Raw genomic sequence first — 13,509 nt, 5'->3', positions numbered from 1 at the left:
CGTGACTCGGCGGAACAGCCCTTCTTATCCGCTTGATGCCGGTTGCCAGTCAACTGTCAGAAATAACAGGTGGCGCCGTCATAGCCACGGCAGGTCTGTCATCATTCCTGGCAGTTACGGTCATTGCTGCAAGACGCGGTCTTGCGGACAATCAATGTCTGTTCTCGCTTATGGATTTGCAGGTATGTCGCAACAGATCTTTTTCGCCCACGCCAATGGTTTTCCTTCGGGGACCTACGGCAAGTTGTTTGCGGCGCTGGCACCCGAGTTTCAGGTGACGCATCTGGAGCAGCACGCCCACGATCCGCGTTACCCGGCGGACGACAACTGGTACAACCTGGTGGATGAGCTGATCCATCACCTGCAACAACAGGCCGAGCCCGTGTGGGGCGTCGGTCACTCCTTCGGTGGGGTGTTGCACCTGCATGCGGCCTTGCGTTGCCCTGAGCTGTATCGCGGGGTGGTGATGCTCGACTCGCCAGTGCTGACCCGAGCCGATCAATGGGTCATACGTGCGGCCAAACGCTTCGGTTTCATCGACCGCCTGACGCCGGCCGGCCGTACCCTGGGCCGCCGTGAAGAGTTCGCCGACCTGGAAAGCGCCCGGAAATACTTTGCCGGTAAAACCCTGTTTCGCGGTTTCGACCCCGAATGCTTCGATGCCTACCTGCAACACGGCTTGCACCAGGTCGGCGACAAACTGCGCCTGCGGTTCGACCCGGCAACCGAAATCAGCATCTATCGCGGCGTGCCGCACACCAGCCCGGGCAGCACCCGCAAGTTGCAAGTGCCGCTGGCGGTGGTTCGCGGGCACAACAGCCGCGTGGTGATGCGCCATCACGCCAGTTCGGTCGACCGCCTGCCGTTGGGTGAGTCGTTGACCATGCCCGGTGGCCACATGTTTCCGCTCGAACGTCCCCTTGATACCGCCCAAATGCTCAAAGGCCTGTTCCATCGCTGGGGCGGCCGTCGACAACAGGATTGCGCATGAGCCACGCCGTCGAAGAAGTTCGCCTGAGCCTGCCGCACATCGAGCTGGCGGCACATCTGTTCGGTCCTGAAGACGGTTTGCCGGTCATTGCCCTGCACGGCTGGCTGGATAACGCCAACAGCTTTGCCCGTCTGGCCCCCAAACTCAAAGGCCTGCGCATCATCGCGTTGGACATGGCCGGTCACGGTCATTCCGGGCATCGCCCGCCGGGAGCCGGTTACGCTATGTGGGACTATGCCCACGATGTGCTGCAGGTCGCCGAACAGCTTGGCCTGAAGAAATTTGCGCTGATGGGACATTCGATGGGCGCCATCGCTTCGCTGATCATCGCCGGGTCGATGCCCGAGCGGGTCACCCACCTGGCGTTGATCGACGGCATCATTCCTCCGACAGACAAGGGTGAAAACGCTGCCGAGCGCATGGGCATGGCCCTGCAGGCGCAACTGGATCTGCGGGAGAAGCGCAAACCGGTTTACGACACCCTCGACCGTGCCATCGAAGCACGCATGAAGGGCCTGGTGGCGGTCAGCCGCGAGGCCGCGGAACTGCTGGCGCAGCGTGGTCTGATGCCGGTATCGGGTGGTTATACCTGGCGCACCGACAATCGCCTCACGTTGCCATCGCCACTGCGCCTGACCACCGAACAGGCTATGGCCTTCGTCCAGCGGGTCAAATGTCCTGCAACGCTGGTGGTCGCTGCCGACGGCATGCTCGCCAAACACCCCGAGTTGCTGGAGCGTCTACCCTTTAGCCGGGAACAGATGCCAGGCGGCCACCATTTGCACCTGAATGACGAGTCCGGTGCCGATCTTGTCGCAGACTGTTTCAATCGGTTTTTCGCCATTCCTTGACTTGCGCCGGGCAACTGTCGAGGCTTGGCGGGTTGAAAAGGGAGACAACCATGATAGATCTCTACACCGCTGCGACCCCGAATGGCCACAAGGTCTCTATCGTGCTCGAGGAACTCGGCCTGCCCTACAGGGTGCATGCCTTGAGTTTCGACAAGAAGGAGCAGAAGTCCGCGGACTTCCTCAAGATCAACCCCAATGGCCGGATTCCGGCGATTGTCGACCGCGCCAACGGCGATTTCGCCGTGTTCGAGTCCGGCGCCATCCTGATTTACCTCGCTGAACTGACCGGCAAACTGATGCCGAGCGACCCAAAGGGACGCTCGCTGGTGTTGCAGTGGCTGATGTTCCAGATGGGGGGCATCGGCCCGATGCAGGGCCAGGCCAACGTGTTCTTCCGCTACTTTCCGGAGAAACTCCAGGGCGCCATCGACCGCTATCAGCACGAGACCCGTCGCCTCTACGAAGTGCTCGACACGCGTTTGCAAGGCGTGGAGTTCCTCGCCGGCGAATACAGCATTGCGGACATCGCCACCTTTCCGTGGGTGCGCGGTTACGAGTGGTCGGGCGTCTCGGTGGAGGGCTTGACGGCGTTGCAACGCTGGATGGCAACCCTGGAGGCACGGCCGGCGGTGCAGCGTGGTCTGCAGGTACCGCAACGCGCCGATGAAGCCAGTGTCATCAAGGGCGCCCAGGCCATGCTGATCCGATGAGTCTATCCATGCGTTCATTCAGTTTGCTGGCGCTGTGCAGTTTCAGTCCCTTGTTGTTCGCCGCCGATGTTCCGGGCAGTCAGGACCTGCCGATAGTGCCGCGCATGGTCGACGCCCAGATTGTCGACTATCGCCCCGCCGCCGAACTGGAGCGGATCTATCCCTTGGGCTCGATCCGCAAGATCAGTGGCCAGTTGCGTTTCGACGGTCAGGTCAGTGCCCGCGGCAACGTCACTTCGGTGACCTACGAGTTGCCAGCGGAGCATTCATCCATCGAGGCGTTCACCGCTGCCCGCGAGGCTTTGCAACAGCAGGACGCCGGGCTGCTCTTTTGGTGCCAGGCACGCGATTGCGGCGAAAGCAGCCTCTGGGCCAATGAAGTCTTCGGCAACGCCAAGCTGTACGGGGCCGACGATCAACAAGCCTATTTGCTGCTGCGACTTGCCGCGCCACGGGATAACACGCTCGTCGCGCTGTACAGCATCACCCGCGGTAATCGCAAAGCCTACCTGCATGTCGAGCAGTTCGACGCTTCGGCACCGCTGGGTGAGTTGTTGCCGACCTCCGCGACTTTGCTACGTGAACTCAAGAGCACGGGCGAGCTTGATTTTTCCAGGCTCAACAGCGCACCTGACGAGACCTGGCTGCGCCTGATTTCTCGCGGACTGAATCTGGACACCACCTTGCGGGTCAGTATTTCCGGAGCGAACGCCGAAGCCTGGCGTCAGGCACTGATTGCCCAGGGCGTGCGTGCCGCGCGAATGGAAACCGGCAGTGCCGAAGGCTCTGGCCTGCACATCGAGCTATTGCGGTAGGCTGTACCGGGCGAGCGTGCACGCTGCGTTCGCCTACTCTTTTGCTGACTGATATTTTCGGGATTTTCGATGATCAATAACGATCGCCTGTTGGTGCAGATCCTGCTCGTGGTGCTGTTCGGCGCGAGCTTCTGGGTGATGGCGCCGTTCTGGTCGGCGATGTTCTGGGGCGCAGTCCTGGCATTCGCCAGTTGGCCGCTGATGCGCTTGCTGACCCGTTGGCTCAATGGCCGCGAGTCTCTGGCGGCGGCATTGCTGACGCTGGGCTGGATGGTGCTGGTCGCGGCACCGCTGGTGTGGCTGGGTTTCAACCTCGCCGATCACGTGCGTGATGCCACCGCATTCATCAAGGATGCACAGGTCGAGGGGCTGCCCGAAGCACCGCTCTGGCTGGGTTCGATTCCCCTGGTGGGCGAGCGGCTGGTCGGACTCTGGAACAGCATCGATGAGCAGGGCGCGGCGATGATGGTGTCGCTCAAGCCTTATCTGGGGCAGATGGGTAACTGGTTGCTGGCGCGCAGCGCGCAGATTGGCGGCGGTATTCTCGAACTGACCCTGAGCATCGTCTTCGTGTTCTTTTTCTATCGTGACGGACCGCGCCTGGCGGCGTTTGTGCACACATTGCTGGAACGGCTGATCGATCAACGGGCCGGCTACTACATTGAACTGGTGGCAGGCACGGTACAGCGGGTGGTGAACGGTGTGATCGGCACAGCAGCGGCTCAGGCGATCCTGGCGCTGATCGGGTTCCTGATTGCCGGCGTACCGGGTGCGCTGGTGCTCGGCATCGTGACCTTCATGCTCAGCCTGATCCCGATGGGCCCGCCGCTGGTGTGGATTCCGGCGACCGCGTGGCTGGCCTGGAAAGGCGAGTACGGAATGGCCATATTCCTCGGCATCTGGGGCACATTCGTTATCAGCGGTGTCGACAACGTGCTCAAGCCATACCTGATCAGCCGTGGCGGTAACCTGCCGCTGGTCATCGTGCTGCTTGGGGTGTTTGGCGGGTTGATTGCCTTTGGCTTTATCGGCCTGTTCATCGGCCCGACATTGCTGGCGGTGGCCTATAGCCTGTTGATTGACTGGAGCAAGACTCAGGCACGGGCTGAGGATCGCCTGCCCTGAAGTTCCAGGGGCCGTCGTCCATTGAACCGCTGAGGGGTAGTGGGCTTTTTTTTGGTCCTTCGCGGAATCCCGGGGGAACACAGATAACGAAACATCTGTAGGAGCGAGCTTGCTCCGGGCGGCGTTCCGACGAAAAAACTGAGAGCACCGCGGGGTGTCATGCTCCCCGCATCATCGTTGACCTCCATCGCGAGCAAGCTCGCTCCTACAGAAGGGCCGGTGGGGGTATCAGGTACGCGGCAGGCGAATCACGGCCGTCAGGCCGCCACCTGGCGTCTCTTCCAACGTTAACTGGCCGCCCATTCGTTGCGCCGCCTCGCGGGCAATGGTCATGCCCAGGCCAACGCCGCCGGAATTGCGATTGCGTGAGCCTTCAAGGCGAAAGAAAGGTTCGAACACCGCTTCACGCTGTTCGGCGGCAATACCCGGCCCATGGTCGATGACCCGGATCACCAGCTGTTCACGATGGTCTTCCAGGGTGATCAGCGCCTGCCCGGCATAGCGCAGGGCGTTGTCCATCAGGTTGTTGATGCAGGAGCGCAGGGCCATCGGCTGCACTTGCAGCGGGGCACAGTGACCGCTGGCCCGGACGTCTGCGCCCTGGTCCTGGGCATTTTCACTCAGGGACTCCACCAGCGCCTGCACGTCCATCCACTGTGGAGCTTCACTGGTACGTTGTTCATGCAGGTAGGTGAGGGTGGCGTCGAGCATGTTGATCATGTCGTCGAGGTCCTGGCGCATCTGGCCTTGCAGCTTGTCGTCGTTGATTTTCTCCAGCCGCAGCTTGAGGCGCGACAGCGGCGTGCGCAGGTCGTGGGACACGGCGCCGAGCATGCGCGAGCGCTGCTTGACCTGTTCAAGGATGCGCCGCTGCATTTTGTTGAAAGTGTGCGCTGCTAGCCGCGCTTCCCGTGGTCCCGATTCTTCCAGCGGCGGGCTGTCGAGGTTTTCGCTCAAGCGCTCGGCTGCGTCGCTCAGGCGCTGGATTGGCCGGCTCAGCAGTTTGGCGCCGTACCAGGCGGCAATGATCAGCGAGACCAATTGAAAGGTCAGCGGCACCAGGGGGCCGCCGAACCACGGCCGTGGCGGCCGCTTCTCGAAGCGTGGGTCCAGTGGCGGGCGTGGTCCTTCCAGGCCTTCGGAAAACTCCGGTGGAGGCGGCGGCGCTGGCGGACCGTAATGATGAAACCAGGCAAAGGCCAGCAGGTGCGCGAGGATAATCGCCAGCAACAACACGCCAAAGAGGCGGCCGAACAGGGTATCGAAGCGCCCGCGCATCAGCCGATGTCTCGGGCATCGAACAGGTAACCCTCGCCACGAACGGTCTTGATCAACTGCGGTGCCTTGGGATCGTCGCCGAGTTTCTGGCGCAGGCGCGACACCAGCAGGTCGATGCTGCGGTCAAAGGCTTCAATCGAACGACCGCGGGCGGCATCCAGCAGTTGTTCACGGCTGAGCACCCGGCGCGGACGTTCGATAAACACCCAGAGCAGGCGGAATTCGGCATTGGACAGCGGTACCACCAGGCCATCGTCGGCAATCAGTTGCCGCAGCACGCTGTTCAGGCGCCAATTGTCGAAGCGAATGTTCGCCCGCTGTTCGCTGCGGTCATCGCGCACCCGACGCAGGATGGTCTGGATTCGTGCCACCAGTTCGCGGGGCTCGAACGGCTTGGCCATGTAGTCGTCGGCACCCAGTTCGAGGCCGATGATCCGGTCGGTGGGTTCACAGCGAGCGGTGAGCATCAGGATCGGGATATCCGACTCGGCGCGCAGCCAGCGGCATAGCGACAGGCCGTCTTCGCCTGGCAGCATCAGGTCGAGTACCACCACGTCGAAATGCTCCGCCTGCATCGCCTGGCGCATCGCGGCGCCATCGGTGACGCCGCTGGCGTGGATGTTGAACCGGGCCAGGTAGTCGATCATCAATTCGCGGATCGGCACGTCATCGTCGACGATCAGGGCGCGAATGCTCCAGCGTTTGTCATCACCGGGCGTCTTTTGGTCGTCATTCACGGGTGCTTGGGTGTTGTGCATGCGTGCGTTCATCTGCCAGGTAGGCTGCCAACCACAAAGATAGGCTGCGAGGTTGTGGTTCCAGCATAGGCGTCCGGCCCAGAGGCGGGAAGTGCTGTTGCAGGGACCTGTTGCGGTTGCCGAGGGTAGCCGCCCCGGGTGTTGCGGGCGTGTCGTGTGTGTATCGAACTCGACACAATGGCCTCGGGGGCTAGTCTTGCTTGAGCCGTCTCGACGATTTACCGATCATCGGGTCCCGCAGCGGCGCTGGTTCCGCTACAATGCGCGCCGATTTCGACTTGCCTGAGAGCCCACTCATGTCCGCCTGCCAGACTCCTATCATCGTCGCCCTGGATTTCCCTACCCGTGACGCCGCACTGAAGCTGGCCGATCAATTGGACCCGAAGCTGTGCCGGGTCAAAGTCGGTAAAGAACTCTTCACCAGCTGCGCTTCGGAAATCGTCGGCACCCTGCGCGACAAGGGTTTCGAAGTGTTCCTGGACCTCAAGTTCCACGACATCCCGAACACCACCGCAATGGCCGTCAAGGCCGCTGCGGAAATGGGCGTGTGGATGGTCAACGTACATTGCTCCGGCGGCCTGCGCATGATGGCCGCGTGCCGTGAAGTGCTGGATCAACGCAACGGTCCCAAACCACTGCTGATTGGCGTGACCGTGTTGACCAGCATGGAGCGTGAAGATCTGGCGGGTATCGGTCTGGACATCGAGCCGCAAGAGCAGGTCCTGCGCCTCGCCGCCCTGGCGGAAAAAGCCGGGATGGACGGCCTGGTATGCTCGGCCCTGGAAGCCCAGGCGCTGAAATCGGCACATCCGTCGCTGCAACTGGTGACCCCAGGGATTCGTCCGGCGGGCAGTGCCCAGGACGATCAGCGTCGTATCCTCACCCCGCGTCAGGCACTGGATGCCGGTTCCGACTATCTGGTGATCGGCCGTCCGATCAGCCAGGCGGCGGATCCAGCGAAGGCGTTGGCCGATGTAGTGGCCGAACTGGTGTAACCGCCCACTCTGTAGGAGCCAGCTTGCCGGCGATTGCATCACCACGGTTTACCTGAGTAACCGCGGTGTCTGCATCGCTGGCAAGCCAGCTCCTACAAGGGCCGCGTCAAACCTTCAGCACCAGCTTCCCGAAATTCTCGCCGTTGAACAATTTCATCAGCGTCTCCGGGAACGTCTCCAGCCCTTCGACGATGTCTTCCTTGCTCTTGAGCTGCCCCTTGGCCATCCAGCCGGCCATTTCCTGGGCGGCGCTGGCGTATTGGGCGGCGTAGTCCATCACCACAAAACCTTCCATGCGTGCGCGGTTGACCAGCAGCGACAGGTAATTGGCCGGCCCCTTGACCGCTTCCTTGTTGTTGTACTGGCTGATGGCACCGCAAATCACCACCCGCGCCTTCATGTTCAGGCGGCTCAACACCGCATCGAGAATGTCGCCACCCACATTATCGAAATACACGTCGACACCTTTCGGGCACTCGCGCTTGAGGCCGGCGAGGACGTCTTCGCTCTTGTAGTCGATAGCACCGTCGAAACCCAGTTCATCGATCAGGAACTTGCACTTGTCCGCGCCGCCGGCGATGCCAACCACCCGGCAGCCTTTGATCTTGGCGATCTGCCCGGCAATGCTGCCCACGGCGCCCGCCGCACCCGAGAGCACCACGGTGTCACCGGCCTTCGGCGCGCCGACGTCGAGCAGGGCGAAGTACGCCGTCATCCCGGTCATGCCCAGTGCTGACAGGTAACGTGGCAGCGGTGCCAGTTTCGGATCGACCTTGTAGAAGCCTCGCGGCTCGCCGAGGAAAAAATCCTGCACCCCGAGGGCGCCGTTTACGTAGTCCCCGACCGCGAAGCCCGGATTGTTCGACGCGATGACTTTGCCCACACCCAAGGCGCGCATGACTTCGCCGAGTCCGACCGGCGGGATGTAGGACTTGCCCTCGTTCATCCAGCCGCGCATGGCCGGGTCCAGGGACAGGTATTGGTTTTCGACCAGGATCTGGCCCGCCGCCGGCTCGCCGACCGGTACTTCCTGGTAGGTGAATGTCTCGCGGGTCGCCGCGCCAACCGGACGTTTGGCGAGCAGGAATTGGCGATTGGTCTGGGAGGTCATGACAGGCACTCAAGATGAATGAAGCTTTGTTGATAGCCGGTCAGCGCCGATGCCGCAAGTTCGGCTGATGCGGCGAATGCAGGTTGATCCAGTGCAGTGATAGTTGGTACGGCAGTTCCATCACTACAACTCATGGGCGCCCAACTGGAGTCCTGATAGTGCTGCCGCGTTCAGCACCTCCATGGCTAGACTGGTCCTGCGCGATTCCCCGCTTACTTCTCTTCGAGGACATAACAATGAGCATGACGTTTTCCGGCCAGGTGGTTGTGGTGACAGGCGGGGCGGCCGGTATTGGCCGCGCGACCGCCCAGGCATTTGCCGCCGAGGGCGTTAAGGTCGTAGTGGCCGATATGGACACGGCGGGCGGCGAGGGCACGGTGGCGCTGATTCGTGCGGCCGGTGGCGAGGCGACCTTCGTGCGCTGCAACGTTACCCTGGAAAGCGATGTTAAAAATCTGATGGAGGAGGTGATCAATACTTACGGTCGCCTCGACTATGCCTTCAACAATGCCGGCATCGAAATCGAGAAAGGCAAGCTGGCCGAAGGTTCGCTCGACGAGTTCGACGCGATCATGGGCGTCAACGTCAAAGGCGTCTGGCTGTGCATGAAATACCAGTTGCCGTTGCTGCTGGCGCAAGGGGGCGGCGCGATCGTCAATACGGCGTCGGTGGCGGGCCTGGGGGCAGCGCCGAAAATGAGCATCTACGCAGCCTCCAAACATGCGGTGATCGGCCTGACCAAATCGGCGGCCATTGAGTACGCCAAGAAAAAGATCCGGGTCAACGCCGTGTGCCCGGCGGTGATCGACACCGACATGTTCCGTCGCGCTTATGAAGCCGACCCGAAAAAAGCCGAATTCGCCAACGCCATGCACCCGGTCGGTCGCATCGGCAAGGTCGAGGAAATCGCCAGCGCGGTGCTGTATCTGTGCAGCGATGGCGCGGCCTTCACCACAGGGCACTCATTGGCCGTGGACGGTGGCGTAACAGCGTTCTGAAGCAATGCATCGCTACCAAGGAAAAGTTGCAACCTGTGGGAGCGAGCCTGCTCGCGAAGAGGGCGTATCAGTCGAAATTAATATCGGCTGACACACCGCTTTCGCGAGCAAGCTCGCTCCCACAGTTTTTGGTTCCGGGCTGGGCAATGTGTTTCAAATAATTAGATCGAATGGTTTTGGCGGCGTTGTCGCACATGCCTTCGAACCCTCCTGTGATTAACTGCTTCCGGCAAAATCAACAGGAGTTTGCTTGCTCATGGAGTTGAGAATCGACCGACAGGCGCTGGTGCCCGTCGTACAGCAAATTGTTGACGCGCTGTCCTGCTGGCTCCATTCCAGCGGGGTATCGCCCGGTACGCGCCTGCCTTCGGTGCGACAGATTGCGCGGATCAATTTGCTCAGTCAGTCAAGCGTCGTTCAGGCCTGTGAACGCCTGGTGACGCAGGGGATGCTGGTGTCAGGTCATGGGGCCGGCTATACAGTCGCCGACCCGGTATTGGTCACGAACGCAAGGCACGAGCCTGCATGGTTTGAGGGGGCCGAACCCGAGTACGGGCCGTGGTCGGGTGAGTTGAGGCTCGGCTGTGGCGGGCTGCCTGAAAGCTGGCGCGAGACCGACGATCTGATCTACGCGATCCGGCAAGTCAGTCGTACCGATACGGCCAGTCTGTTCAACTACAGCACGCCGTTGGGTTTGCCAGCCTTGCGGCAACAGATACTCAAGCGCCTCAGGCAACTGGACATCCCGGTACAGGACAATCGGATCATGACCACCGCGGGTGCCAGTCAGGGACTCGACCTGATTGTGCGGACACTGTTCAAGGCCGGTGATTGTGTGGTCGTGGAGGAGTCCCGGTTATCCGGAGTTGTTCGATCTGCTCAGGCTGCACGGCATCCACATGGTCGAGGTGCCGCGAACACCGCGCGGGCCGGACGTGGACGTGCTCGAATCGGTGTTGGTCAAGCACCGGCCTCAAGGGCTGCTCATCAATAGCTTCTTTCATAACCCGACCGGCAGCAACCTTTCACCCGGGGTGGCGCGTCGCGTGCTGCAACTGGCCAGGGCCTTTGGCGTGCAGGTGATCGAGGACGACGTTTATGCGGATTTGCGCAGCGGTCCCGGTACGCGACTGGCTGCGCTGGACGACAACGTGATCTACGTGGGCAGCTATTCCAAGACCCTCAGCAGTTCCTTGCGGGTCGGTTTCGTGGTGGCCGATTGCGCAGTCATTACGCGTCTGGCCGAGGTCAAGATGATCTCTGGCATGGGCGCCTCACGGTTTTGCGAGTCGGTGCTGGCGTGCCTGTTGGCGAACGGCGCCTACGGCAAAATGGTGCAACGTCAGCGCCAACGCTTGAACAACGACCGGCTGGCGGCGTTGCAAATGCTTGAGGATGCCGAATGGGAAGTCTTCGGCAAACCGGCGGGAGGCCTGTTTATCTGGGCGCGATCACGAATGTCCGACTACGATCAGGTGCTGGCCCGGGCACGGCGTCTGGGTGTGGTGATGTCATCGAAGACCGCCTTTAACGCCTCGGGTGGGGCCAGTGACTGGCAGCGTATCAATGTGGCCTATGCCTGCGACCCACGTGCCCGTGCGTTCTTTCAAGCCACTGCTCGGGATCGACCTCAAGCGTTCTGAAAGCGACGTTGGCGTAGCTTTTTGCCATTATTCCTGCGCCAGAGCCTTGTGTTGCCACTGGCCCGTTGCGAATCTGCGTCTACAGACTTTGGCAGGGGACTAAGTGCAATGAATTCGGCCGTGCAAGGACGTTTTGCCAACCTCGGTATGGCGAAAAAACTGGGTGTCGGGTTTGTCCTGGTGCTGTTGTTGACTGCACTGGTGGCGGGCATTGGCGTGTGGTCCCTGCAAACCATCAGTCAGCGCTTCGACGGGCTCAAGCAAATGTCATCGCTCAACAGCGGTTTGCTCAAGGTACGGCTGCTGGAGCAGGAATATGCCTTGCACGGCAATCCGAAAACCGTCGATGCCTTGCACGAGGGCGTCGATGGCTTGATCGCTCTGGCCGGCCAGCTCAAGGCCGCGTCGGCGGCCAATGTGCCGGTGATGAATGATGTCGAACAGTCTTTGGGTGCCTATCGCAAGGCCTTCGACGAGTTTGTCTCGCTCACCCAGGCCAAGGACCTGGCGCTGGAAATGGCCAGTTGGTCGGTGTCCAGCGTGGCCAATAATCTTGATGTATTGCAATCCGGGCTCGCCGATGACGGCGCTTATACGCTGAAAGATTCCGAAGGCAAGGACGGTGCACAGTTCATCGAGCAGGCCGGTCAGGTCAGCCAGGTTTCACGCTTGATGCTGCAAGCCATGAATGAAGCGCGCGTACGCCTGGATCAAAGCCGCAAAGGCGACGACAGCGCCGGGCAGGGCAAGATCGAACAGGCCAGTCAGGCATTGGCCCAGGCCGAGCAGCTCAAGACCACGGTCAAGGACGAGGGTTACCAGACCGTCCTCAACGAGGTGACGGGTCATATCGCCGGTTTCAGTGACAAGCTCGCCGAGTACACCGGCCTGCTGGAACAGGAAAAAACCGTTTATCAACAGTTGCACCAACGCGCAGCCCAAGTGGTTGAGCGGGTGGATCAGGCTTATGTCGCTGAAGACCAGGCGATGCAGGCCGAACTGAAAAAGAACTCGATGCTGATCTTTGGCTCCTCCGCTCTGGCGTTGCTGGTCGGGCTGGTTGCTGCGTGGTTCATCACCCGGTTGATCGTGGCGCCGCTGCGCAGTGTGATCCAGGTGGCGCAGCAGATTGCCTCAGGGGATTTGAGTGCAACCATTGACGTGACCCGTCGTGACGAAATTGGCCAGTTGATGCAGGCCATGCAACAAATGGCCGCGGGGCTCAGCCATATCGTCAGCGGCTTGCAGTCGGGTATCGAGCAGTTGGCCACTTCCGCACAATCGCTGTCGGCAGTGACTGAACAGACCAATCTCGAAGTCAGTACGCAGAAGGAGGAAACCGAACAGGTCGCCACTGCGATGAATCAGATGACGGCCACGGTGCATGATGTCGCGCGCAACGCAGAGGAAGCAGCCCTGGCGGCGCAAACGGCTGACGGCAAGGTTGAAAGTGGTCAGCAGGTGGTGCGCCAGAGCATGGCGCGGATCGAGCAGTTGGCGGACTCGGCCAACTCGGCCAGTTCGAGCATTGAAAGCCTGAGTGCGGAAATCCAGAACATCGGTACGGTCTTGAGTGTGATCAAAAGCGTGGCGGAGCAGACCAACCTGCTGGCATTGAACGCGGCGATCGAGGCGGCCCGGGCGGGTGAGCAGGGCAGGGGCTTTGCGGTGGTGGCCGATGAAGTGCGTGCGCTGGCCAGGCGAACCCAGCAATCGACCGAGGAAATCGAACGCCTGGTCAGCGCTTTGCGCTCGGCGGCGCAGTCGTCGGTGCAGCAGATCCAGAGCAGTGGTGAGTTGGTGAAGCTGGCGGTCAGCGATGCTTTGCAGACCGAGAGCGCACTGGGAAGTATTGCGGCGGCGGTATCGTTGATCCAGCAGATGAACCAGCAGATCGCCGCGGCGGCCGAGGAACAGAGTTCGGTGGCCGAAGAGATCAACCGCAGTGTCACCAGTATTCGCGCCAGTGCCGATCAATCATCGCTGGCGATGCAGGGCAATGCCGCCTCCAGCATCGAGTTGGCGCAACTGGGGGTTGAGCTGAAGGGGATGGTGGGGCATTTCAGGCTTTGAAGTGATTATCTGGATACACGGATAGCGCAATACCTGTAGGAGCCGGCTTGCCGGCGATGGACTCGAGTGCACCGCGTTTATCCGGTTCATACGCGTTATCGTTAACGACCATCGCCGGCAAGCCGGCTCCTACCGTTTCCCAGGAATGCGTGAAGAACAAA

At 61.1% G+C, this 13,509-nt stretch carries 11 protein-coding genes and 2 pseudogenes; 10 read left to right on the top strand and 3 right to left on the bottom strand.

Translation table 11 applies throughout. The features are described 5' to 3' along the window. The first annotated feature begins 184 nt into the window (after positions 1-184). From CD175_RS11770 to CD175_RS11750, 5 genes are all read left to right on the top strand, one after another. Positions 185-991 carry an alpha/beta fold hydrolase gene (locus CD175_RS11770; protein WP_104449044.1) on the top strand — a complete coding sequence of 269 codons (807 nt, stop codon included), beginning with the start codon at positions 185-187 and terminating at the stop codon, positions 989-991. Further along, a complete protein-coding gene (locus CD175_RS11765; RefSeq protein WP_104449043.1) occupies positions 988-1,842 on the top strand; it encodes an alpha/beta hydrolase in 855 nt (284 codons plus the stop codon). The genes CD175_RS11770 and CD175_RS11765 overlap by 4 nt, the downstream gene beginning before the upstream one ends. A 50-nt stretch (positions 1,843-1,892) precedes the next feature. Beyond that, positions 1,893-2,552: a glutathione S-transferase family protein gene (locus CD175_RS11760; protein WP_104449042.1), complete on the top strand. Its 660-nt coding sequence runs from the start codon at positions 1,893-1,895 to the stop codon at positions 2,550-2,552. A gap of 8 nt (positions 2,553-2,560) precedes the next feature. Continuing rightward, on the top strand, positions 2,561-3,367 hold the full coding sequence (locus CD175_RS11755) for a DUF4892 domain-containing protein (RefSeq protein WP_104449041.1): 807 nt from the start codon (positions 2,561-2,563) through the stop codon (positions 3,365-3,367). Between the two features lie 69 nt (positions 3,368-3,436). Then, a complete protein-coding gene (locus tag CD175_RS11750) occupies positions 3,437-4,492 on the top strand; it encodes an AI-2E family transporter (RefSeq protein ID WP_104449040.1) in 1,056 nt (351 codons plus the stop codon). A 228-nt stretch (positions 4,493-4,720) separates the two neighbouring features. Here CD175_RS11750 and CD175_RS11740 read toward each other — a convergent pair whose 3' ends face one another. Then, positions 4,721-5,770, bottom strand: a complete 1,050-nt coding sequence (locus CD175_RS11740) for a sensor histidine kinase (RefSeq protein ID WP_104449038.1) — start codon at positions 5,768-5,770, stop codon at positions 4,721-4,723. Continuing rightward, a complete protein-coding gene (locus CD175_RS11735) occupies positions 5,770-6,528 on the bottom strand; it encodes a response regulator (RefSeq protein WP_104449037.1) in 759 nt (252 codons plus the stop codon). The genes CD175_RS11740 and CD175_RS11735 overlap by 1 nt, the downstream gene beginning before the upstream one ends. A 296-nt stretch (positions 6,529-6,824) precedes the next feature. On the opposite strand from CD175_RS11735, the gene pyrF reads away from it, so the two are divergent. Further along, on the top strand, positions 6,825-7,523 hold the full coding sequence (pyrF, locus tag CD175_RS11730) for an orotidine-5'-phosphate decarboxylase (RefSeq protein ID WP_167399521.1): 699 nt from the start codon (positions 6,825-6,827) through the stop codon (positions 7,521-7,523). Positions 7,524-7,629: 106 nt separating this feature from the next. Here pyrF and CD175_RS11725 read toward each other — a convergent pair whose 3' ends face one another. Continuing rightward, positions 7,630-8,634 carry an NADP-dependent oxidoreductase gene (locus tag CD175_RS11725; protein WP_104449035.1) on the bottom strand — a complete coding sequence of 335 codons (1,005 nt, stop codon included), beginning with the start codon at positions 8,632-8,634 and terminating at the stop codon, positions 7,630-7,632. Between the two features lie 236 nt (positions 8,635-8,870). Here CD175_RS11725 and CD175_RS11720 point away from each other — a divergent pair, with 236 nt between their 5' ends. The 4 genes and pseudogenes from CD175_RS11720 to CD175_RS32085 all read left to right on the top strand — a co-directional run bounded on the left by CD175_RS11720 (position 8,871) and on the right by CD175_RS32085 (position 13,348). Then, positions 8,871-9,632 carry an SDR family oxidoreductase gene (locus tag CD175_RS11720; RefSeq protein ID WP_104449034.1) on the top strand — a complete coding sequence of 254 codons (762 nt, stop codon included), beginning with the start codon at positions 8,871-8,873 and terminating at the stop codon, positions 9,630-9,632. Positions 9,633-9,888: 256 nt separating this feature from the next. Then, positions 9,889-11,275 (top strand): annotated as a pseudogene (locus tag CD175_RS11715) (aminotransferase-like domain-containing protein). A 108-nt stretch (positions 11,276-11,383) separates the two neighbouring features. Further along, positions 11,384-12,490: pseudogene (locus tag CD175_RS32090) on the top strand (HAMP domain-containing protein); the annotation flags it as partial. Beyond that, a complete protein-coding gene (locus tag CD175_RS32085; RefSeq protein WP_420832670.1) occupies positions 12,467-13,348 on the top strand; it encodes a methyl-accepting chemotaxis protein in 882 nt (293 codons plus the stop codon). The pseudogene CD175_RS32090 and the gene CD175_RS32085, both read left to right, overlap by 24 nt. The last annotated feature ends 161 nt before the right edge of the window (positions 13,349-13,509 follow it).

This window comes from Pseudomonas laurylsulfatiphila, from assembly GCF_002934665.1.
GTDB lineage: Bacteria > Pseudomonadota > Gammaproteobacteria > Pseudomonadales > Pseudomonadaceae > Aquipseudomonas > Aquipseudomonas laurylsulfatiphila.
Note: the sequence above shows the minus strand (reverse complement) of the source record. Positions and strands in the feature narration are given on the sequence as shown.